The 22775-nt window shown below is 70.3% G+C and carries 17 protein-coding genes; 5 read left to right on the top strand and 12 right to left on the bottom strand.

The window, feature by feature from the left end:
• Together AADR41_RS33055 and AADR41_RS33050 are read right to left on the bottom strand one after the other, a co-directional pair.
• Positions 1–286 (bottom strand): MerR family transcriptional regulator (locus tag AADR41_RS33055; protein WP_342285419.1); only part of this gene is annotated, 286 nt, incomplete at its 3' end.
• Complete coding sequence (locus tag AADR41_RS33050; protein ID WP_342285418.1) at positions 279–833, bottom strand: VOC family protein; 555 nt, start codon at positions 831–833, stop codon at positions 279–281. The genes AADR41_RS33055 and AADR41_RS33050, both read right to left, overlap by 8 nt.
• A 185-nt stretch (positions 834–1018) precedes the next feature.
• Between AADR41_RS33050 and AADR41_RS33045 the strand changes: the two genes are divergently transcribed.
• Positions 1019–3601: a bifunctional FO biosynthesis protein CofGH gene (locus tag AADR41_RS33045; protein ID WP_342285417.1), complete on the top strand. Its 2583-nt coding sequence runs from the start codon at positions 1019–1021 to the stop codon at positions 3599–3601.
• 96 nt (positions 3602–3697) lie between these two features.
• Here the strand turns inward: AADR41_RS33045 and AADR41_RS33040 are convergent, their stop codons facing one another.
• Positions 3698–4342, bottom strand: a complete 645-nt coding sequence (locus AADR41_RS33040) for a dihydrofolate reductase family protein (RefSeq protein WP_342285415.1) — start codon at positions 4340–4342, stop codon at positions 3698–3700.
• Between the two features lie 318 nt (positions 4343–4660).
• Here AADR41_RS33040 and AADR41_RS33035 point away from each other — a divergent pair, with 318 nt between their 5' ends.
• Positions 4661–5776, top strand: a complete 1116-nt coding sequence (locus tag AADR41_RS33035; RefSeq protein WP_342285414.1) for an ADP-ribosylglycohydrolase family protein — start codon at positions 4661–4663, stop codon at positions 5774–5776.
• A 63-nt stretch (positions 5777–5839) separates the two neighbouring features.
• Here AADR41_RS33035 and AADR41_RS33030 read toward each other — a convergent pair whose 3' ends face one another.
• Together AADR41_RS33030 and AADR41_RS33025 are read right to left on the bottom strand one after the other, a co-directional pair.
• Positions 5840–7450 carry a sodium:solute symporter family protein gene (locus tag AADR41_RS33030; RefSeq protein WP_342285413.1) on the bottom strand — a complete coding sequence of 537 codons (1611 nt, stop codon included), beginning with the start codon at positions 7448–7450 and terminating at the stop codon, positions 5840–5842.
• 454 nt (positions 7451–7904) lie between these two features.
• Positions 7905–8687, bottom strand: a complete 783-nt coding sequence (locus tag AADR41_RS33025) for an SDR family oxidoreductase (protein ID WP_342285412.1) — start codon at positions 8685–8687, stop codon at positions 7905–7907.
• A gap of 80 nt (positions 8688–8767) precedes the next feature.
• On the opposite strand from AADR41_RS33025, the gene AADR41_RS33020 reads away from it, so the two are divergent.
• The gene (locus AADR41_RS33020; RefSeq protein WP_342285411.1) at positions 8768–9607 is read left to right on the top strand and encodes a hypothetical protein; all 840 of its coding nucleotides are present in this window, start codon (positions 8768–8770) and stop codon (positions 9605–9607) included.
• Positions 9608–9747: 140 nt separating this feature from the next.
• On the opposite strand, the gene AADR41_RS33015 is transcribed toward AADR41_RS33020, so the two are convergent.
• The 3 genes from AADR41_RS33015 to AADR41_RS33005 all read right to left on the bottom strand — a co-directional run bounded on the left by AADR41_RS33015 (position 9748) and on the right by AADR41_RS33005 (position 12010).
• Complete coding sequence (locus AADR41_RS33015; protein WP_342285410.1) at positions 9748–9954, bottom strand: DUF397 domain-containing protein; 207 nt, start codon at positions 9952–9954, stop codon at positions 9748–9750.
• 232 nt (positions 9955–10186) lie between these two features.
• Positions 10187–11056, bottom strand: a complete 870-nt coding sequence (locus AADR41_RS33010) for a helix-turn-helix domain-containing protein (RefSeq protein WP_342285409.1) — start codon at positions 11054–11056, stop codon at positions 10187–10189.
• A gap of 231 nt (positions 11057–11287) precedes the next feature.
• Positions 11288–12010, bottom strand: coding sequence for a GOLPH3/VPS74 family protein (locus AADR41_RS33005; RefSeq protein WP_124722746.1), 723 nt, complete (start codon positions 12008–12010; stop codon positions 11288–11290).
• Positions 12011–12191: 181 nt separating this feature from the next.
• Between AADR41_RS33005 and AADR41_RS33000 the strand changes: the two genes are divergently transcribed.
• Together AADR41_RS33000 and AADR41_RS32995 are read left to right on the top strand one after the other, a co-directional pair.
• Entirely contained in the window at positions 12192–14711 is a 2520-nt protein-coding gene (locus AADR41_RS33000; protein WP_342285407.1) for a D-alanyl-D-alanine carboxypeptidase family protein, read from the top strand.
• A gap of 259 nt (positions 14712–14970) precedes the next feature.
• Complete coding sequence (locus tag AADR41_RS32995) at positions 14971–16839, top strand: MFS transporter (RefSeq protein ID WP_342285406.1); 1869 nt, start codon at positions 14971–14973, stop codon at positions 16837–16839.
• A 72-nt stretch (positions 16840–16911) separates the two neighbouring features.
• Here the strand turns inward: AADR41_RS32995 and AADR41_RS32990 are convergent, their stop codons facing one another.
• Genes AADR41_RS32990 through AADR41_RS32975 form a run of 4 tightly spaced genes read right to left on the bottom strand, consistent with a single transcriptional unit; the run spans position 16912 to position 22607 of the window.
• Positions 16912–17988, bottom strand: a complete 1077-nt coding sequence (locus AADR41_RS32990; protein WP_342285405.1) for a C40 family peptidase — start codon at positions 17986–17988, stop codon at positions 16912–16914.
• Between the two features lie 27 nt (positions 17989–18015).
• On the bottom strand, positions 18016–18498 hold the full coding sequence (locus tag AADR41_RS32985) for a poly-gamma-glutamate biosynthesis protein PgsC/CapC (protein ID WP_093540014.1): 483 nt from the start codon (positions 18496–18498) through the stop codon (positions 18016–18018).
• Positions 18495–20294 (bottom strand): poly-gamma-glutamate synthase PgsB, encoded by a 1800-nt coding sequence (gene pgsB, locus AADR41_RS32980; RefSeq protein WP_342285404.1) that lies wholly within the window; start codon positions 20292–20294, stop codon positions 18495–18497. The genes AADR41_RS32985 and pgsB overlap by 4 nt, the downstream gene beginning before the upstream one ends.
• A gap of 6 nt (positions 20295–20300) precedes the next feature.
• Positions 20301–22607 carry a cache domain-containing protein gene (locus AADR41_RS32975; protein ID WP_342285403.1) on the bottom strand — a complete coding sequence of 769 codons (2307 nt, stop codon included), beginning with the start codon at positions 22605–22607 and terminating at the stop codon, positions 20301–20303.
• Positions 22608–22775: the final 168 nt, after the last annotated feature.

The raw sequence follows: 22775 nt of genomic DNA, 5'->3' as shown, positions 1-22775 counted from the left end.
CCCCCCCCGCCCCCCCCCCCCCCCCCCCCCCACCGGGTACGTCCGCGGTCGCGTCGTCCAGGACGGCCCGAATCCGGTCCAGGCCGAGACCGAGCTCGCGGTAGACGACGATGCGGTGCAGGCGCTCCAGGTCACCGGCGGTGTAGAGCCGGTATCCGGCAGGCGTGCGCAGCGACGGCCGCGCGAGACCGATCTCGTCCCAGTGGTGCAGCGCGCGGACCGTCACGCCCAGGCGGGTCGAGACCTGACCGACGGGCAGCCCGTCGGCGTCAGTGGCATCAGGCATGCTCCTGATTGTCGTCGCGACCGGCATTGTCGCCGCGACCGGCGTCCGGTGGGGTGATCCCGATGGCTTCAAGGTTCCGCGCTTCCTGACTGGCCGGATCGAAGGGCTTCGCCGCAGTGAGAACGATCCGTGCGTTCTCAGGGGTGACCACCTCCACATCGCGGGTGTTCCAGGGGGTGTCCCGCGGACCGTCGACCGAGCCGGGGCGCAGCGCACGGCAGGCGTCCACCAGGGAATCGACCTGGCTGAGCACGCACGAGAAACTGAAGCTCATCGCCGGCGCCTGCTCCGGAACGCTCTCCGCCGTGACGAGGAGTACGTCCTGGAACGCCCATCGGCGCAGATGCACCAGCGTGCCGGGGATGCTGAACAGCTCGAAGAACCCGAGCCCACGAGTCCAGAAGTCCACCGACGCCGCCAGGTCGGTCGTGGGGATCGTCGCGAAAGCGGGCATTCCGTAGATGCCGCGGAACAGCTCCGGCGGAACCGCATCCGGGCCGGGAGTGGGTACGGGACTCATTTCGAACGCGTTGTAGTAGTCGCTCATGCACCTCACCTTCCGGCCTCACGCAACGTGAGGGTCAAGCCGAATTCCGGGGTGCCCGCGTCGGCTCGACTTCCACCGTGCCGCGCCGGACCCGAAGCGCGAGGGCCCGGACGACGAGCGGGCCGCCGTGCTCCGCCCCAGATGCCCTGGTCCGGGGCGCGGGCGCCGCTCGTATGCTCGGGTTCATGACCGATCCTCAGCGCGGACGTCCGACGACCAATTCCATGCGGCGTGCCCTCAAGCGGGCCCGTGACGGTGTCGCTCTCGATGTGGCCGAGGCAGCCGTACTGCTCCAGGCGCGGGGCGAGGACCTGACCGACCTCGCCGCCTCGGCGGCCCGGGTGCGGGACGCCGGGCTCGACGCCGCGGGGCGGCCGGGGGTGATCACGTACTCGCGCAAGGTCTTCATCCCGCTGACCCGGCTCTGCCGCGACAAGTGCCACTACTGCACCTTCGTCACCGTCCCCGGCAAGCTCCGGCGGGCCGGGCACGGGATGTTCCTGTCGCCGGACGAGGTGCTGGACATCGCCCGCGAGGGCGCCGCCATGGGGTGCAAGGAGGCGCTGTTCACGCTCGGCGACCGGCCGGAGGACCGGTGGCCCGAGGCGCGGGAGTGGCTGGAGGCCGAGGGGTACGACGACACCCTCGCGTACGTACGCGCCATGGCGATCCGGGTCCTTGAGGAGACCGGGCTGCTGCCGCACCTGAACCCGGGCGTCATGACCTGGACCGACCTTCAGCGGCTCAAGCCCGTCGCCCCCTCCATGGGGATGATGCTGGAGACGACGGCCACCCGCCTGTGGTCCGAGCCGGGCGGCCCGCACCACGGTTCCCCGGACAAGGAACCGGCCGTGCGACTGCGGGTGCTGGAGGACGCGGGGCGGTCCAACGTCCCGTTCACCACCGGCATCCTGATCGGCATCGGGGAGTCGTACGAGGAGCGCGCCGACTCGCTCTTCGAGCTGCGCAAGACCGCCCGTGCCTACCACGGCATCCAGGAAGTCATCGTCCAGAACTTCCGCGCCAAGCCGGACACCGCGATGCGCGCCATGCCGGACGCCGAGCTGGAGGAGCTGGCCGCCGCCATCGCCGTGGCCCGGCACATCCTCGGCCCGTCCGCCCGCATCCAGGCACCGCCGAACCTCGTCGACGCCGAGTACGCGATGATCATCGGCGCCGGGATCGACGACTGGGGCGGGATCTCGCCGCTCACGCCCGACCATGTGAACCCCGAGCGGCCCTGGCCGCACATCGACGAACTCGCGGCGCGGACCGCCGAGTCCGGCTTCACGCTGCAGGAACGGCTCACCATCTACCCGGAGTTCATCCGGCGCGGCGAGCCGTGGCTCGACCCCCGGCTCCTCCCGCACGTCCGCGCCCTCGCCGATCCGGAGACGGGGCTCGCGAAGGAGGGCGCGATCCCCACCGGGCTGCCCTGGCAGGAGCCCGACGAGGGGTTCGGCGCCACCGGCCGCACCGATCTGCACCGCACCATCGACACCGAGGGCCGCACCGGCGACCGCCGCGAGGACTTCGACGAGGTGTACGGGGACTGGGAGGCGCTGCGCGAGGCCGCCGCGCCCGGCATGGTGCCCTCCCGGATCGACGGCGATGTGCGCGAGGCGCTCGGCCGGGCCGCCGACGATCCGACGAAGCTCACCGACGAGCAGGCACTCGCCCTGCTCCACGCGGACGGGCCGGCGCTCGACGAGCTGTGCCGGATCGCGGACACGCTGCGCCGCGACGTGGTCGGCGACGACGTCACCTACATCGTCACCAGGAACATCAACTTCACCAATGTCTGCTACACCGGCTGCCGGTTCTGCGCCTTCGCCCAGCGGCGCACCGACGCCGACGCGTACACCCTCTCCCTGGACCAGGTCGCGGACCGTGCCGCGCAGGCGTGGGACGTCGGCGCGGTCGAGGTCTGCATGCAGGGCGGCATCCACCCGGACCTGCCCGGCACCGCCTACTTCGACATCGCGAAGGCGGTACGCGAACGCGTGCCCGGCATGCATGTGCACGCCTTCTCGCCGATGGAGGTCGTCAACGGCGCCACCCGCACCGGGATGTCCATCCGGGACTGGCTGATCGCGGCGAAGGAGGCCGGGCTCGGCTCGATCCCCGGCACGGCGGCCGAGATCCTTGACGACGAGGTCCGCTGGGTCCTCACCAAGGGCAAGCTGCCCACGGCGACCTGGCTGGAGGTCATCAGGACCGCCCACGAGGTGGGCCTGCGCTCCTCCTCGACGATGATGTACGGGCACGTCGACCAGCCGCGCCACTGGCTCGGTCATCTGCGGACGCTGGCCCGGCTCCAGCAGGAGACCGGCGGCTTCACGGAGTTCGTGACCCTGCCGTTCATCCACACCAACGCACCGGTCTACCTCGCGGGCATCGCCCGCCCCGGCCCGACCGACCGCGACAACCGGGCCGTCACGGCCATGGCCCGGCTGCTGCTCCACCCGCACATCACCAACATCCAGACCAGCTGGGTCAAGCTCGGCACGGAGGGTGCGGCCGAGATGCTGCGCTCGGGCGCCAACGACCTGGGCGGCACGCTGATGGAGGAGACCATCTCGCGGATGGCCGGGTCGGGTTACGGCTCGTACCGCTCCATCCAGGACCTCATCGCCATCGCGGAGCTCGCCGGGCGCCCGGCGAAGCCGCGTACGACGCTGTACGGGGAGGTCCCCGAGGAGCGGGTGGCGGCGGCGGTGGCGTCCGACGGGCACCTTCCGGAGCTGCTGCCGGTGCTGCCGGACTGAGGAGCGCGTCCCCGCCCGGCCGGCCGGCTTGCCGCGTCCCCCAGCCCGGCCCGGCCGGCTCTCCGTTTCCCCCGTCCGGCCCGGCCGGCTCTTCCGTCACTTCCGCCAGAACAGGTGGTGGGTCACGCCGCTCGGGCTGGGCACGACGTCGAGGTGGAAGCGGTCGCGCAGCTCGTCGGGGGACTCCCAGAGCCGCACCCCGGAGCCGAGCTTCACCGGGGAGACCGCCACGTGCAGGGTGTCGACGAGGCCGGCGTCGAGGAACTCCCGGATGGTGGTGGCCCCGCCGCCGAGCCGGACGTCCTTGCCGCGCGCCGCTTCCCGCGCCCGTTCGAGGACCGTGGCCGGGTCGGCGTCGACGAAGTGGAACGTGGTGTCGGAGAGCGTGAACGAGGGCCGCTCGTGGTGGGTCATCACGAACACCGGGGTGTGGAACGGGGGCTCGTCGCCCCACCAGCCGAGCCAGTCGTGGTCGGTCCAGGGCCCGCGCTGGGGGCCGAACTTGTTGCGGCCCATGATCTCGGCGCCGATGTTGTGCGCGAAGTCCCGCGTGAAGTAGTCGTCCAGGCCCCGGCTGCCGCCGGGCTCGGTACGGTTGGGCCAGCTCGCCGTGGCGCCGGCCCAGGCCATCATCGTCCCGGGGTCGGCGTGTCCGAAGGGGCGTTCCAGGCTCTGGTTCTCGCCGGCGCCGAATCCATCACTGGAGACGGTGAAGTTCTGGACCTTCAGCAGCTGAGTCACGTGTTTCTCCCGCGCTTTCGGTGTTCGGTCGGTGATCCGGTCATGGTGACTGCCCTGAGCGGGCAAACTCATCGCCGACACTCGTCGAATCCGGTCATCCGGCGATCACCGAGCGGTCGACGGGCGGTCAACAGGCGGTCGGCAGACGTTCCACCTCGCTGGAAAGTGGTCCCTGGCCAGTCAAAAACGACCTGCGGGACGTCCGCCCACATACCCACGCGTACCTGTTTCCGCTCTCTCTACCGACCGTTCCCGTTCGATTACAGTGCTGCGCAGTCGCAGACGGGCCGGCCTGCCGGCCGACGGGGGAGGGGCACGGTGAGCACAGGGACCACGGCTGTGTGGGGCCGTGCCGAGCAGCAGGACTTCCGCAGCCGGGTGCGTGGCGCGCTGCTGGGCGGGGCCATCGGTGACGCGCTGGGGGCGGGGGTCGACGGGCTCACGCTCGAAGAGATCCGCGAGGCCCACGGCGCCGACGCGGTGACCGACCTCGTACCCGCGTACGGTGGACGCGGCACCGTCACCGCCCTCACCCAGCTCACCCTGTTCACCGTCGACGGGCTGATCCGCGCCCAGGTCCGCCGCGACACCGGGGCCTGGCACCCGCCCACCGACGTGCACCGGGCCCATCTGCGGTGGGCGGCCACCCAGCACGACTGGGGGCCCGACGAACGCCGCGCGGACAACGGCTGGCTGGCCCAGCAGGAGTGGCTCTACGCCCGTCGCGGCCCGGCCCGGGAATGCCTGACGGGGTTCGGCGACACCACCATGGGCACCCTCGACCAGCCCAAGAACCCCCAGGCACGGGACTCGTCCGCGCTCACCCGGTCCGTACCGTTCGGGCTGCTCGTCGGCTGGGAACCCCAGCTCGTCCTCCAGCTCGCCGTCGAGTGCGCCGCCCAGACCCACGGCCACCCCACCGCCCTGCTCTCCGCGGGCGCCCTCGCCGTCATGGTGCACGGACTGGCACGGGGCGAGACCCTGGACGGCTCCGTCCAGCACGCGCTGGCCCTGCTCGCGGAGCGCCCGGGGCACGAACCGGTCACCGAGGCGCTGAAGCAGGCCCTCGGCACGGTGCGCCAGGGCATCCCGGGGCCCGCCCTGATCGAGTCGCTGGGGGCCACGGACGCGGCGGAGGAGGTCCTTGCCGTCGCCTTGTACTGCGCGCTGGTCGGTGAGGACATACGCCACGGGCTGCGGCTGGCCGTCAACCACGGCGGGCCCTCCCGGGCCACCGGGGCCCTGTGCGGGGCGCTGCTCGGCGCGCTGCACGGCGAGACGGCGCTGCCGCCCGCCTGGCTGGCCGAACTGGAGGGCCGGCCGACGGTGCTGGAGCTCGCGGACGACTTCGCCATGGAGATGACGCAGGGGCCGGCCCTGCACAGCCCGTCCGCCGCCGCACCGGGCTGGCTGGCCCGCTACCCGCGCGCCTGAGGCGAGGGGAGCGTACGGGCGGGCGGGGTGCGGTCCACCCGCCCGTACGGCCTCGCGTGCCGGTCAGTCCTTCGCGCCCTCGGTGAGGCCGGTGTCCGCGGGGCCGGGCTGCGTCGGCACACCCGCGTCGGCCGCAGCCCCACCGACGTAACCGCCCCCGCCGCCCCCGTAACCGTCGCCGTCGCCGTCCGAGTTGATCTGCTCGATGATCGCGTCGCGCTCGGGGGTGTCCTCCGGCTTGATGAAGCCGATCACGATGTAGAGGACCAGCGAGATCGCCAGCGGCAGGGCCACCTGGTACTGGAGCGCGACGTCCGTCTTCACCGAACCGTCGAAGTCGTAGTTGGTGAAGTAGAACGCCAGCAGCCCCGCCGCCCAGCTGGTGAGCGCAGCCGTCGGGCCGGACCTGCGGAAGCCGCGCAGCAGGCCGAGCATGAACGGGATCGCGATCGGGCCCATCAGACCGGCGACCCACTTGATGACGACCGAGATGATGTCCTTGAACGTCGGTGAGTTGATCTGGGTGGCGAGCGCCATCGACAGGGCGAGGAAGCCGAGCGTCGAAAGCCGCGCCGCCAGCAGACCGGCCCGGCTGCCCCACTCACGTGCCGACTTGGACAGGACCGGGGCGATGTCCCGGGTGAAGACCGCCGAGATGGCGTTGGCGTCCGAGGAGCACATGGCCATCGTGTGCGAGAAGAACCCGACGACGACCAGCCCCAACAGCCCGTGCGGCAGCAGCTGTTCGGTCATCAGGGCGTAGCTGTCCGAGGCGTCCGGCTTCTGCGCGTGCACCAGCAGCGGGGCGCACCACATCGGGAAGAACAGCACCGTCGGCCAGACCAGCCACAGCACGGCGGAGAGCCGGGCCGAGCGCTTCGCGGCCGCGGCGGACTCCGTGGCCATGTAGCGCTGCGCCTGGTTCCACATGCCGCCGTTGTACTCGAAGGTCTTGATGAAGAGATACGCCAGCAGGAAGGTCACGGTGTACGGGCCGGCCGTCGGGTTAGTGTGCCCCTCGGGCAGCTTGTCCCAGACGGTCCACAGGGTGCTGAAGCCGTCGAGCTCGCCCATGGCGGTCACGAGCATCGCGACGCCGGCGAGCAGCTGGATGATGAACTGGCCCAGCTCCGTGAGCGCGTCCGCCCAGAGGCCGCCGACCGTGCAGTAGACGGCGGTGATGCAGCCGGTGATGAAGATGCCCTGGGTGATCGAGATGCCGGTGAAGACGGAGAGCAGGGTGGCGATGGCCGCCCACTTGGCGCCGACGTCCACGATCTTCAGCAGCAGCCCGGACCAGGCGAGCGCCTGCTGCGTCTGGATGTTGTAGCGGTTCTTCAGGTATTCGAGCGGGGAGGCGACATGCAGCCGCGAGCGCAGCCGGTTGAGCCGGGGAGCGAAGAGCTGGGCGCCGATGCCGATGCCGATGGCGATCGGCAGCGACCAGGTGACGAAGGACGTCACGCCGTACTGGTAGGCGATACCGGCGTAACCGGTGAACATCACCGCGCTGTAGCCGGACATGTGGTGCGAGATTCCGGAGAGCCACCACGGCATCCTGCCGCCCGCGGTGAAGAAGTCACTGACGTTGTCCACGCGCTTGTGGGACCAGAGCCCGATCGCGACCATCACACCGAAGTAGCCGATGAGCACGACCCAGTCGAGACTGTTCATGTGCCCCCTCCTGGGGTCCGCCTTGTGAACGGGGAACGCACTTCGCCAGTACGGCCGTTCAGCGGGGCCCCGTGCGGGAGCGGGGACATCGGGGATTGAACCGCCTGCCCGGTACCCCGGTCAAGGTATGCGCGGTCAGGGATGTGAACGCAGATCAGCGATTCGAACGATTTTGCTCGCTCTTGACTTGCGCGATCGTTGTCGCCGACGTGACGGCGGACACACGATGAGCGGGCACTTCGTCAGGTTGCGCAGAGAGTGCTGCGCAGAGGGCGTCGCGCAGGGACCGCTGCGCAGGGCTCGCTGTGCAGGGCTCGCTGTGTGGAGAACGCATTGCGGAGAACGCATTGTGGAGAACGAGGAACGCCGCACGGGATGCGGGTCCCGTGCGGCGGAGAAAGGAGGCTCATCGCATCGGTCGGCCATCGCATCAGGCGCCTGCTGCACAGGTCGCCTACCGCATCAGCTCGCCCGCGTTGACCAGGAGCGACTGTCCGGTGATCGCCCGCGCCCGGTCCGAGGCCAGGAAGGTGACGGCGTCGGCGACATCGCCGTCGGTGGCCGGTTCCGGGAGCGCCATGCGTTCGGTGAGCCTGCCCAGCACCTCGTCCTCGGGCACCCCCTCGCTGTGCGCCGTGAACCGTACGAACGCCTGCACCGGCGGTCCCCACATCCAGCCCGGCAGCACGGTGTTCACCCTGATCCGGTGCGGGCCCAGCTCCTGTGCCATGGAGTACATGGCCGAGGTGAGCGCCCCCTTCGAGGCCGCGTACGCCGCCTGCCGGACCTGGGTCGGCGCGGCCACCGAGGACTGCGTACCGATGATCACGACCGAGCCGCCGCGCTCCTTGAGGGCGGGCAGGCAGGCGCGGGTCATCCGCAGCGTGCCGAGCAGATTGACGTCGATGACCGACTGCCAGGTGGCGAAGTCGGCGTCCTCGATCCCGCCGAAGTAGCTGTCCCAGGCGGCGACATGGACCACCGCGTCGATCCGCCCGAACCGCTCCAGCGCCAGCGCGGCGAGCGCCTCGCACTGCGCCTCGTCGGTGATGTCGGTGGCCAGCCGGGCGGTGTGCCGTCCGTCCGGGTCGATCTCGGCCGCCGACTTGGCGAGATTCGCGGCGGTACGCGCCCCGAGCACCGCGTCTCCTCCGTCCCGCACGACCGCTGCCGCGACCCGGTGCCCGAGCCCGGCGCCCACCCCGGACACGATGACGGTCTTCCCCGCTAACAACATCGGTGGCCTCCCGGCTCTGGCAGAACGTCTGACGGGGCGTCAGAGTAGGACGCCGCTGCGGAGTACGGAAGGGGAACGGCATGAGCGACGAGACGCGGAGCGACACCTACGCCGAACTGGCCGCGCTGGGGCCGTACGGTGTCCATCCCGGCCACGCGCTGATCACCATGGTGGAACCGCACCCGGGCCATGAGTACGGGTACAACCGCTGGTACGAGGACGACCACTACTACGCGGGCGCGATGGCGATGCCCTGGATGTTCTCCGGGCGCCGCTGGGTGGCCACCCGGGAGCTCCAGGAAATGCGCTACCCGGAGGCATCGGCGGTCGCGCAGCCCGTCACGGCCGGCTGCTACCTGTCGACGTACTGGGTGACGGACGGGCGCTACGACGACCACATGAAGTGGACCGTGGGCATCAACAAGCGGCTCAACCGGGACGGCCGGGTCCACCAGGCCCGGACCCATGTGTTCACCGCGTTCCAGGACCACGAGGCGACGGTCTACCGGGACGGTGCGGCGGGGCCCCGGGACTTCCACGCCCTGGACCACCCCTACCGGGGGCTGGTCCTCGAAGTGATCGACGCGGAAGGGGCCGGGGCGCGGAGCGAGTTGCTGGAGTGGCTGCGATCGCGGCAGCTGCCGAAGCGGCTGGCCGGCTCGCCCGCTGCGATGGTGACCGTCTTCCGGCCCACGCCGCTGCCGGGCGACCGGATGAGTTATGTGAAGCAGGTCGAGGGCGTCGACACCCGGCTGACCCTGTTGTGGTTCCTCCAGGAGGACCCGAGGGAGTGCTGGAACGAGCACTTCACCGGGCTCGACGCGGCAGTCGCGGAATCCGGCCTGGGGCGGGTGGAGCTGGTGGCGCCGTTCATCCCGACGGTGCCGGGGACCGACCTGTACGTGGATCAGCTGCGCTGAGCGGCTTCACCGGGCGGTACCGGTCGCCCGGCCTCCCGTCGGGTCGTGCATCGAGCCCCCTCGGCCAGGACGGCGGACCAGTCGAGAGGGCTGACGGCAGCACCGGATCCGGCGCCGCGATGCGAACGGGAAATCATCGGTCAGGCGTTGACCGCATCCTTGCCGACATCACGCACGAAGGCGTTCCAGGCGGCGGGGACGAACGTGATCGAGGGGCCCTCGGGGGCCTTCGAGTCACGCACCGCAATTGCCTGGGTGAGAGGGGACTTGACTTCGACGCAGGCGCCGTTGCCCCCGGAATACGAGGACTTCGTCCACTTGTCCGTAGCACCCTGACGAATGGCCATGTTCACTCCGGTTCAAAGAGTCGCGTGAATGACACCAACAGCGTTCCGGTTGGTGTGATCGACGCTACTCGCCAAGCTCCTTGCAGGAAGGGGCCGTTCACTCGACCGAGTGGTATATACCAGGTAGATCTTCCACCCGGGAGGGATGGCGGTGTACCTTACCGCCACCCCTCCCGTAACATCGCTTCATTTTCCGCATTCCGGACCTTACGGGCCGTGCGGTGGTCGGCGTTCAGTCGATGCCGGGCCGGGTGTAGTCCTTCATGATCTCGGTGATGAAGTGCCGGGTCTGCTCCACATTCAGCGCCTGCGCCCGAAGATGCTCGTACATGACGCTGTACCGCTGAACGTCATTGGCTTTCTCCAGATAGAGATCGCTGGTGACGCCCTCGATGTAGACGACGCTGGAATCGGCGGCGTCCGGGAATTCCAGAATGGCGTACTGCCCGTTGATACCGGGGTGCGCGCCCATGTCGAACGGCAGTACCTGAACGGTGACGTGCGGCAGCTGGGAGAGCTCGATGAGTTGCTCCAGCTGCTCGATCATCACCTGCTTGCTGCCGACCGTCCGGCGCAGCGCGGACTCGTCGATGACCGCCCACAGCCGCAGCGGATGCTCGGGGTCGGTGATCCGGTCCTGGCGGCGGGCCCGGACGCTGACGCGCTTGTCGATGTCGTTCGGCGGGGCCTCCGGCAGCGCTCCGTTGATCAGCGCCTCGGCGTAACTCCGCGTCTGCAACAACCCCGGGACCACCTGGGGTTCGTACACCCGCAGCGATTCGGCGTCGGTCTCCAGACCGATGTAGACGCTGTACGGGATGTCGCCGAACGCGTGCCACCAGCCCTGCTGGCGCGAGTCCTTGGCCATCTGCATGAGCGAGTCGACGATCCGGACGTCCTCGACCTCGTACACCCCGCAGAGGTCGCGGACATCGCGCTGGCTGATGGAACGGCGGCCGTTCTCCAGGCGGCTGATCTTCGACTGCGAGACCAGCAGTCGCTCCGCCACCTCCTCGGCCGTCATGCCCTTGAGCTCGCGCAGTCGGCGCAATTCCTGGCCCAGCCGGCGTCGTCTGACGGTGGGATTGACGTTGGTCGGCACGGAAACGGCACCTCCGGCTATGTAGCTGTGCGTATCTACTGCTCAGCAGATTGCCACCCCCGGCCCCGGCCGCGCTGGGAAATGGCCACAAGCAAGCGCGCGCGGGGCAGCCATGATCGTGGCTGCCCCGCGCTCGGTGCGGCTCCCGAACCGGGTCTTGGGGACGACGGTGCGGCGGTATTCGGTTGGTGCTGCCGTGCGGTGCTCAAGGTGTTGACGCGCCCGGGGTCTCTAGCCCGCCGCGGTGTGCGCCATGCTGCCGCGACGTGACTGCGACTGCACTTGCGGTTGCAACGGAACTCCGGCCGCCTGGTTGCGGCGCGGCTGTGCGACCGCCCCGTTCTGGACGTCCATCACGGCATGCGCCACGAGTCCGCCCATGGGGTCGTGTCTGATCAGGTCCCGGAGCCTGGAGCGTGATGAACGCCCTTCGTTCCCGGGATACAGGTGCTTGCCGAGTCCGACCGCGTGGGCCAGCGCGGCGAGCGCCGCGGTCCGCGGGTCCGGCGGTACGCCGGTGCGGATCGCACTGTCCAGCCTGGCTCTGATGTCCCGGCTGATTGCCGTGTCCGTCGCCTGGTAGCGAGTCGTCGGCAGCACTCCGCACATCTGGCCCGCCACGGCATGCACCATGCCGCATCGCTCCAGATGAGCGAGGTAGATCTGACGCAGCCCCAGCCGGGGCCCGCCAATCCAGTGGACCGCCCGAACCGGGCTGCCGCGTCGCCGCAGCAGTTCCAGTGCGGAGTCCAGAGTCGGATCTCCTGTCGGCCGTGGCATCACCACGGCGATACGATCCCCGTCAGGGGCTATCCGTCCTGCCAGAGCCAGCTCCACTAGCTGAGCCCCGGCGAGGCCGAGGTCGAGCGACTGCGGCTGCGCTGTGGTACCCGTGGTCGGGTCCAGAGCGAGCAGCAGAAGCTCCTCCGGAATTGTTCTGCGGCTCCTGCCCATCCATGCCTCCCCGCGTGGATGAATGACAGGGTGACCCCTCTCACATTGGTCTGTCGAGAGTGCCTGGGTGCTTTGTATGGGAACCAGTAGGTATGTCGTTCTCGTCTAGCAGCCGGGCCGGTGGTTCACACGGGACACTGGTAGATGGTTCGGACAGCACGGGGGGTGTCCCCCGTGCCGCATGGAGGAGGCATCGGTGGCGGGCGAGTCCCCCGACAAGTCGGAGCAGCAGAAGTCGTCGGGTACGGCTCGGAGCGAAAGCGATCCGCGGCTTGCCGTCTTCCGTGAACCGTCCGCCGATGACGCGGCCGCCGGGAACGGAAGCGGAAAGGCGGACACGGCCACGGCGGTCTTCCGTACGGACGCGGTAGCCGGGTCCGGCAAGGGCGCCGAGGCCGATGCCAAGGCCGATGCCGAGGTCGATTCGGACTCGGCCACGGCCGTGTTCCGCGCGATGCCGTCCGAGGACGGCAAGGGCGAGAACGGTGACGGCGCGGACGATGACGGCGCGGAAGCCGATGCGGCTGCGGCGGCATCGGCGGCCGAGGGCTCCGAGAGCACTGACGGCGCTGTGGGCGCCGAGGAGACCGAAGAGGCCGCGGGGGCCAAGAAGCCCGCCGGCGCTCCGGAGGAGGCGCCTGAGGCCTCTGAGGGCGCAGATGCGGCTGAGGCTGCGGATGCGCCGGAGACCGCGGAGGCGGCCGAGGAAGCCGACGAGTCCGAGAGCGACGCGGCGGAGGCCTCCGGAGGTACCGAGGAGGGTGATGCACGGCTGCGTGCGGCCGTCGTCGCCTGGGTGTCGAAGGACGGCGACGAGGCCACGGAGGGCGACGACGCCGACGCGAAGGCCGCCACGTCGCAGGACGAGGCCGGGGACGGGGACGACGCGAAGGACCCGGAGGCGGACGACGCAACCCCGGAGACGGCGACCGCGCCGGCCGATGCGGACGTTGCTGCCGATGCCGCAGCCGAGCCCGAGGCCGATGACGACGCGGACGAGTCGTCCGACGGCGAGTCCGGCGACGAGTCCGACGGCGACAAGGCTTCCTCCGACGGGGAGAAGAAGCCCGACGCCGGGGAGAGGAAGCCCGACGCCGAGGGCGACAAGGACGCCGACGCCGCCGAGGACAAGAGCGGGATCGATCAGCCGACCGCCATCTTCAGGGCGCCCGCCGCACCCAAGGTCGACCAGCCGACGACCGCGCTGAAGATCCTTCCGTCCGAGTCGAAGTCCGAGTCGAAGTCCGGGTCGAAGCCCGAGTCCGCCGCCGAGCGGACCAGCAAGTTCGTACCCCTGCGCGGAGACGACGCACGGCCGGCGCCGACGCCCCCGCCCCGCAATCCGCAGACCCCCGCCGCACCGGCTCCCGCCGCGCTGTCCACCGCCGAGCGGACCACGCAGCAGCCGATGCCGCCGAGGCCGCCGCTCGACCTGCTGGCCGAGCTGACGAACACGCCCCCGCCGCCGGAGACCCCGGTCCGCACCGCCGTCCGCAGGGTCAAGATCTGGACCCCGCTGGTGCTGCTCCTGCTGATCGTCTTTGCGATCGCGCAGGCGGTGCGCCCGCTGCCGAAGCCCACCCTGGCGCTCTCCGCGGACCCCACGTACACCTTCGACGGCGGGAAGCTGGAGATGCCGTGGCCGGGTGAGGGACAGGGCGCGGTCGAGGTCGAGGGCGTCGGTTCGCTGGGCACGTACGGCAACCAGAAGGCCGCGCCGATCGCGAGCGTCGCGAAGATCATGACCGCGTACGTGATCCTCCAGGACCACCCGATCACCGGTAAGCAGAACGGTGGCCTGATCGAGGTCGACAAGAAGGCGGGCGAGGAGGCCAACCGCCCGGACGAGTCGACCGCACCGATCCGGGAAGGGCAGAAGTACACGCAGCGCCAGATGCTGCAGCTGCTGATGATCCCCTCCGGGAACAACGTGGCGCGGCTGCTCGCCCGCTGGGACGCCAAGACCGAGGAGGCCTTCGTCGAGCGGATGAACGCGGCGGCCAAGGACCTCGGCATGACGGACTCGACGTACACGGACCCCAGCGGTCTGGAGTCCACCACCAGGTCCACGCCCGCCGACCAGCTCAAGCTGGCGAAGGCGGTCATGCAGAACGACATCTTCCGCGAGATCGTGAACATGCCCCAGGCCGACATCCCGGGCATCGGCAAGACCATCTACAACAACAACGTGATCCTGCTGGAGCCCGGGGTGAGCGGCATCAAGACCGGCTCCTCGACCCCGGCCGGCGGCAACCTGGTCTGGGCGGCCGACACGGTCATCGACGGCAAGAGCCGCCGGATCGTCGGCGCGGTGATGGGGGCCCAGCTGGACGGCACCCTGGACGCCAAGCTTCAGCGGGCCATACAGAACAGCCTGAAGCTGATCAAGGCCGCTCAGAAGGGCGTCGTCTCCGCCCCCGTCGTCAAGAAGGGCGATGTCGTCGGGTACGTCGACAACGGACTCGGCGGCCGGACCCCAGTGGTCTCCACCAAGGACCTCAAGGCGATCGGCTGGGGCGGACTCACCGTGAGTCTCAAGATCGGAGCGGGCGACAAGCCGATCCCGCACTCCGCGAAGGCGGGCACCACGGTCGGCGAAGTGACGGTCGGCACGGGTGCCGGAAAGGTCTCGGCGCCGGTCACGCTCCAGTCGGAGATGACCGAACCCACCTTCGGCGACAAGCTGACCCGGATCGGCTGACCGGCCGCCGGGAACGGCCCGGTGGCCGGAACGGTCCGATGACGGAAGGGGGTGCCGATCCCGGCGCCCCCTTTCGTACTGCTCGTACTGCGTACGTGTTAGCGTCCCGGGGCAACTCGATGACGCCGGGACGGCGTCCTCACAGGTGCACGGGGACGGGGTACGGGGCGCGCAGGCAGGCGGATCCGGGAAGACGGGGAGAGCCGTAGTGACCACCGCGGAGCCGGGACCCGGCCATGGGGCGGCCGAGAGCACAGACATGAGGGGCAGCGACATCGGCGGCGACGGCGGCGGAAGCACGCGTACGGCCGCGCCCGCCCAGGAGGACACGGGAACCGCGGACGCCTCCGCGCCGCGCACCGGCTTGTCGCGCCGGGTCCGTGCCGAGCGGCTGCTGCGGCATCCGGTGACGATCGCGACGGCCGCCGCCGCGGTCACCCATCTGCTCTGGGTCTTCTTCTTCGCGAACAGCGGCGGCGACCTCGCGGCGCAGGACGCCTGGGCCGAATTCGTCGGCCGGCATCCCGGCACGGCGTACAACCTCGCCTGGTACGGGGGCATGCACCCCGTCTCGTACAGCGTCGTCTCGCCGTATCTGATGTCGCTGCTCGGCGTGCGTACGACGATGATGGTCGCCGGGACCGTGTCGGCGGCGCTGACCGCGCTGATCCTGGTCCGGGTGCGGGCCGTCCGCAATCCGCTGGCCTGCTCGCTCGCCGGGGCGTTCGCGTATCTGTGCAACGCGCTGTCGGGGCGGGTGACGTTCGGGCTCGGGATGATGTTCGCGGTGGGTGCGACGGCCGCAGTGTTCTGCTGGCCGCACCTCCGGTGCGAGCACCGGCCCCACCAAAGCAGCTGTCGCTGCGCCCCCCGCAGGCGGTGGGCGAAGGCGGCCGTCGCCGCGCCGCTCGCCGCGCTCGCGACCGCGAGCAGCCCCGTTGCCGGGCTGTTCCTGGGTGTGGTCGCCGCCGCGCTGTTCCTGAACAAGCGGCGCCCCGGCGCCTACGCGCTGGGCCTGGCCCCGGTCGCGGTGGTGGCGCTGTCCGCGTTGCTGTTCCCGTTCTCCGGCACGCAGCCGATGTCGGTCGCCACGCTCTCGCTGCCGTTCATCTTCTCGGTGCTCGTCTTCGTCCTCGTGCCGCGCGACTGGAAGACGGTCCGCACCGCCGCCGCCGTGTACGGCGTCGGGACGCTGCTGACCTACTTCATCGACTCGCAGATCGGCTCGAACATCACGCGGATGGCGATGCTCTTCGCCGGGGTGGTGTTCCTCGCCGCGCTGCCGTACACCGTGCCGCGCTCCCGGCGCTGGTACGCGCTGATCATCGCGTTCGTCGGGCTGAACTTCTGGATCGGTTTCAAGGGCGTCGACGACATCGTCCGCACCGCCCCCACCGCCTCCTGGGCGCGCGAGCTGGCCCCGCTGGTCAACGAGCTCCAGCAGGTCGGCGCCGAGCGGGGCCGGGTCGAGGTCGTGCCCGCGAGCAGTCACCGGGAGGCGTCCGCGCTCGCGCCGTACGTCAACCTCGCCCGCGGCTGGAACCGGCAGGCGGACATGAAGCGCAACCCGCTCTTCTACGACGACACCCTGAACAGCGCCAACTACCGCCAGTGGCTCGACCGCTGGGCGGTGCACTACGTGGTGCTGCCCACGGGAACGCCGGACTCCAACGGCGCGGTGCAGGAGGCACAGCTGGTCGACGGCGGGCTGCCGTATCTGAAGCCGGTGTGGTCCGACGCCAACTGGCGGCTCTTCGAGGTGGACGGCCCGGTGCCGCTGGCCGATCCGCCGGCCACGGTGGACCGGGCCGAGGCGGGCGAGCTGACCATCCACGTGAAGACGCCGGGCCGGATCCTGATCCGCATCCCGTACTCGCGCTGGCTCGCCGTCGTGGACAGCGAGGGCCGGGGTGTGGAGCGGCCGCAGGAGACCGAGGAGTCCAAGCGGCGCGAGGACGAGAACACACCGCGGACCTTCGTCAACACCAACGGCTGTCTGTTCAAGGTCGAGGAGGACGCGGACGGCGACGAGTGGACGGAGCTGCTCGCGCCCCGGCCGGGCGTGTACCGGCTGGCCGCCCCGTACCAGCTGTCACCCGGCACGCCGTGCCCGGAGGAACTGCGCTGACCCCGCGCCGCCGGGCGCGGCGCGGGGGTCGTGGGGGCCGTGAGGGCCGGAGGGTGAGGCCGACCGGTCCCGCTACAGGCGCTTCGCGCTGCGCAGCGTCGCCGCGTAGTAGCCGTTCCCGTCGAGCCGGGACGTGCCGCCCTTGTCGCCGATGGTCGGGCCGTTGGCCTCCTCGCGGCTGGATATGAAGATCTTGTGGCCCTCGGAGTCGTGCCCGACGTACATGCCGACGTGGTCCAGGCGCTCCTTGGTCCGCTGGTCGAGCTTGAAGAAGACCAGGTCACCGGGTTGCAGGACGTCGATGTTCTTCGGGCGGTCGGCCGAAGTGATGCCCTTCAGCTCGATCACGTCGGTGCCGCGGTCGGAACGGGCCATGCCGTTGGCGGTGCGCGGCAGGCCGTCGCCGGACTTGTCGGTGGCCATCAGCGGGTAGCGGGCCCGGTAGCCGAACACCGTACGGATGAAGCCCGAGCAGTCCATGGAGCGGGCGCGCTCGGTGCGCGGCTGCATCGTCATGCCGTTGCGGAAGGTGTACGGGATGCCGAGGTAGTCGAAGAAGTCGGACTCCTCCAGCCGAAGGTCGTTGCCTTCGCTGCCGTTGGGGTTCAGCGGACCGAAGTTGGCGTCACCGGCGTACGGAACCCCCTCGTCGTCCTTCTTGACCGGGGCCTCGGCGATGTACTGGAAGGCGGTGGCGAAGAGGTCGTCCTCCTCGCTGCCGAAGAACTCCTTGAACCAGTCCTTGAACCACTTCTCGTTCTCGGAGCCCTTCTTCCACTGGTACGGCATCAGCCGCACCCAGTCCTCCGTGACGATCTTGGTCGTGGTGGTGCTGGGCTCGGTGAACGTACGGCTGGGGCCGGTGAGGGTGGCGGTGCGGGCGCCGTCCGTGAAGGTGGCGAGGACCTCGCCGTCGGTGCCGCGCAGCAGGGTGCGGTTCGGGTTGCGCAGCCGTTCCCAGCGCTGCTCGCCGGACTTCAGGTTCGACGACTTCAGCGCCGGATTGTCGGTGACGGCCTGCACGGCGGGGGCCTTGGCCTGTTCGTCCTTGCGCAGTTCCACGGTGAGGTAGGCACTGCCCGCGAGCAGAGCGGTCACCGTGACGGCGTGCAGCACCTGGCGGGGGCGGCGCTTGGTCTTGGCACTCATGAGTCAGTCAGCTCCGGAAGGTTCGGGTCAGACGGTCGGCAGCGCGCCGAGCAGGATTCCTGCGGTGAGAACGACATAGGCCATGAGCGTCACCGAGCCGGTCGCCAGCAGGGTCGCGCCCTTGGGCTGGCGGACGAGCTGGTACGCGATCAGGCCGGGGACGATGAAGCCCAGGGTCTGGTTGGTGTACATCAGCGGGAACTCGATCGACAGCACGATCATCAGCGTCGCCTGGAAGATGACACCGGTGAGGACGACGGTGGAGAACAGCCGCTTGCCGTAGAGGATCACGACCTTCTGGAGGCCGAGCACCGCGACGTACGTCAGCACGGTCACGCCGACCACCATGGCCGCGCGCTGGAGGTCCTCGACGAGGGTGAGTGCCAGCCAGCCCGGGGTGATCATCCCGCCGGGGGAGAGGTTGGTCGTCAGGTAGCAGACCAGCGAGAACATCAGCCCCAGGGCGATGCCTATGGCGGCAATCTCGGGGGTGAGGACGGAGGGGATCAACGGGGCTCTCCTGGGTATTCCTGCTGGGCCGGGTGTTCCTGGCGGGCCGGGTCTTCCTCAGCAGGGGCGGGCGGCAGAACGGGCTCGAACAGACCGCGTACGCGAGGCGCGGCGGGCGGCTGCGGCTGCGGCTGCGCGGCCGGGGTCTCCGGACTCCGGTGCGGTGGCTCGTGCCGGCTCTGCGGGTGGCTCTGTGCGTGACTCTGCGTCTGGTGCTGGTGCTGGTGCTGCGACTGAGGGCGTGGGGGCTGCTGGTAGCGGGCCTCGTACGCCTCGGGGTACGGCTGGTACGGGTCGATGTGCGGGGTGTAGCGGGGGAGCGCCAGGGTCTCGTCGTGCCGCGGCTGCTGCGCCTGCTGGGGCTGCTGCGCCTGCTGCGTGTGGGACGGCTGCTGGGCCCGGGGCTGAGGCGACTGCTGCCGCTGGGACGGGATCGGCGGGAAGAGGGCGGCGGAGGGGGTGCCGACCGGGTTCCCGGCAGGGTTCCCGTCCGGGCCGCTGGCGTCGGCCGCCTCCGGGGCCGGCACGATGCCGATGGGCGCGGTGTCGGCGGCGTCGGCCGGTGCGGGGGCGGACTGCCGCTGCGGGGCCTCGTCCAGGACCTCGTCCGGGGTCTCGTCGGCCGGCAGCTCGGCGAGGTGTTCGAGCAGCAGCTCGCCCTGCCCGTGGATGTTGCCGATCGCGACCAGCGAGGACTCCGGCCCGAGATGTCCGAGCAGCTCGTTCATGAACTCCTCGGGGTCGCGCTTGTCGCCGCCGAGGTCGACCGCGGTGTGGCGCCACTCGGAGGGGATCGCGTCGATGGCGCTCTTCGCCGGGTGACCGATCACGAACACCTTCTCCGGCTGGAGATCGGGGATGATCTGCCCCATCTGGCCGTTGCGCTCGACCCGGTCGGGGCGGCAGTTGATCACGACATTCAGCGGCCGGTCGATCGCGCCCAGGTCGAGCAGCTGGTTGATGTTCATCAGCGTCGACTCGGGGTCGTTGGCCGCGAAGACGTTGGCGAAGCGCAGCCGCTTGTCGTCGTGGGTGCGGTACCGCTCGACCGAGAGGACACCCGGGTCCGGCGGGGCGTCGTACATGCCCTGGAGCGCCGTCTGCCGGTCCACGCCGAGGAGTTCGGCGACGGTCAGCGCGATCGCCACGTTCTCCTTGAACGTGAACCAGCTGAAGCCGCGCAGCTCCTCGTCGCTGACCGTCTCCGGATCCGCGTAGATCAGCTTGCAGTCCCGGGCGTCCGCCTCCTCCTGGAGGATGTGGAAGCGGTCCTGCTCGGCGGTGACACAGATGCCGCCCTCCGGCATGGAGCGGCACAGCGAGCGGGCCACGTCGTCGAGCGTGGGGCCCATCTCGGCCAGGTGGTCCTCACGCACGTTGCACAGCACGCCGATCGTCGACCGGATCAGCTTGGACTGGTTGATCTCCTGGAGCGCCGGCATGACCGCCATGCACTCGATGACCAGCGCGTCCGGGTTGTAGGAGGCCGCACGCCGCACGATGCCGATCTGCTCCACGACATTGGCGATGCCGAACTTGCGGTAGACCGGCTCCTCGGTGGCGTCCGGGTGGATGAAGCGGGCCGCGGTGCCGGTCGTCTTGGCGACGGTGACGAGGTCGCCGCCGCGCAGGGCGCCCGCGCACAGGCGGGTGATGGAGCTCTTGCCGCGGATGCCGTTGATCAGCACCCGGGTGGGTATCCGCTCCAGATTGGTGAAGTGGCGCCGCTGTTCGACGATGCCGGAGATCAGGAGGATCGCACAGCACACGACGAGCACGCCGTAGAGGAAGAGCACGGCCGTTCAGTTCCTTCCGACCAGGGGAGCGCTGTCTCGTTTGCGCTGCTCCTGGAGCTGCTGCCGGACAATTTCCAGACTGCGGGTGACCGCGCCGACCTCGTCGTGGTGGTGCGGGAAGAGCACGGTGCGGCGGTCGCCGTCGGCCAGCGACTCGGCCTGTCCGGCCAGTTCGCGCAGCGGACGCACGACCACGATGTACAGCCAGCCGAGGCAGGCCACGGCAGCGGTGACGCCGAGCAGGCCGGCGAGCACGGTGCGGTTCTGCAGGTTGTACTCGGGGATGGCGAGGCCGGACGCGGGCTGCCAGCTGACCACCGTCCAGCGGAGCTGCTTCGCGGCGCCGCCACCGGCGAAGGGCGAGGCCGCGGCGACCTGGACGCCGTCGCCGTCGCGGTAGACGACGGCTCCCGCCGGGGCGTTCATGCCGACCCGCTGGTTGGTGCCGGAGACCAGTTCGTCCAGCCGCTCGGGCAGTGAATCGAAGGCGAGGTAGCCGGTGTTGCCGCCGATGACCCGGTGCTCGCTGTCGACCACCCGGACCTGGCCGAGCCCGGGGCGCTTGAGCAGCGCGTTGATGAAGTCGATCCGGAACTCGCCGATCACCATGGCGCCGTTGCGGCCGGGGATCTCCGCGTACCCGGCGACGGAGGGCTCCTTGCCGGACTCGTTGAGGACGGTGATGGGCTGGGAGAGCGGCTTGCCCTTGGAACCGCCGGGCAGCGCGTGCGGCTTCTCGCCCGCGCGGGCCTGGACGGTGCCGTCGGCGGAGCGTACGTAGATCGAGCGGTAGCGCTGGTGCTCGGTACGGGTGCGCTCCAGGACCTTCTCCATGTCGTCGGGCGACGTGCGGTTGCCGATCAGCGAGGCAACGGAGACCAGGTCGGCGTGGCCCTCGTTGAGTGCGCGCCGGACCCGGTCGGAGATGGTGTGGGTGCGCTCGCGCTGGTCGCTGACGACCTGCTCCGGTACGGCGACGGTGGAGTCGGCGCGGTTGAAGAGCAGCAGCATCGGTGCGGACCAGGCCAGCAGCAGGACGCCGGAGATGACGATGAGCGCGCGGCTGCCGAGCCGGCTCCGGCGGCCGGGGCGGGACGGGCCGGAGCCGGTGTTCCCCGCGGCCTCGTCCGCCGGTTCGCCGAGGAGCTGGCGGCGCAGGCGCTCCAGGGCGCGTCCGATGCGCGCCGTCTCGCCGAACCGGGGAACGGAGACCGGGCGGGTCAGATCGCCCCGGGTCAGCCGGCGGCTCTCCAGGAACAGCTTCAGCAGCGGCCGTTGCACGGTGCCGAGCAGCAGTGCCACCGCGAGTGCGCCGATGAGCAGCAGGGCGGCGGCGGAGACCAGGCCGAAGAAGGGGCCGGCGACGCGGGTCGGGTCCTCGGCGACGTCGACCATGGCGACGACGGTGAGCCCGAGCGAGGTGGCGAGGGTGCCTTCGCCGGGCTGCGGGCCGGCGAGCGCGGCGTAGCCGGCGACGGCGCGGTCACCGCGGACGGAGTTGCCGCGCAGGCTGCCGCTGACGCCGGGGAAGCCGCCGGAGCCGGGCTCCTTGGCCTTGAGCGGGTGCTGCTTGGTCTTGTTGGCGGCCGTCGCGGCGAAGGAGTCCAGCTGCTTGGCGGAACGTTTCGCGTCCGCGCGCTGCTTCGCGGTCTTGACCTGCTCCGGCTCCGCGACACCGTCCCGGCTGAGGATGTGGCCCGTGGTGTCGACGACGGCGATCGAACGGAACTGGCCCTTGCTGATGCCGGGGAAGCGGAGGCTGTTGGAGGCCATCAGCAACTGCTGCGGCCGGTCGGGCCAGGACAGCAGGGCGAAGGCGAGCAGCCTGCTCTCGCCGTTCTGGAGCCGCACGATGCGCGGGCTGAGCCCGTCCTTCTCGGCGAGCCTGCCGGTGTCGACGGCGGTGACGGGGACGTTCTCGCCGCGCGCGGCGAGCATCCGGCCGGACTCGATCTCGACGACGGCGGTGCCGGTCCACTTCTGGTAGACGCTGCCGATCTTGTCGAGTACGGCGTCGGGCGAGACCGGATCACCCGCACTGAAGAGCCCGGCGGTGCGGGTCAGGTCGGTGACGCTCTCGTCGATCGAGGCACGCATCGTGATGGCGCCGTCCTCGGCGAAGTGCTGCTGTGAGGTCAGCACCGCCTCGGGTACGGAATCCTGGCTCGCCCGCCCCAGCCCGAGGGCGGTGATGCCGGCGAGGGAGAGCAGCAGCGCGGAGAGCACCGCGATGGGGGGCCGAATGCCACCCAGCAGCGACATATCGGCCCGTCGGCGGACCTTGTGCCGCCGCTTCGAGGACGAAGCGGCCATCGTGTTCCCCTTTGACTGTCTGCTCGGTTCCGGCGTGCTGACGAGGCACAGCCGTTTGCTGGACATAAATGCTTTGCGGAAGGTTGTTCGGAGAGTAGTGAGTGTGAGATTTCCGACGCTTGTTGCCGGGATGGAACCGCGGCCGTTCCGGGCAGCGCTTCGCAGGTC

It is taken from the genome of Streptomyces sp. CLV115 (assembly GCF_038448545.1).
Classification (GTDB): Bacteria; Actinomycetota; Actinomycetes; order Streptomycetales; family Streptomycetaceae; genus Streptomyces; species Streptomyces sanglieri.
The sequence above is the reverse complement of the archived record's forward strand: the minus strand, read 5'-3'. Positions and strand labels throughout refer to the sequence as shown.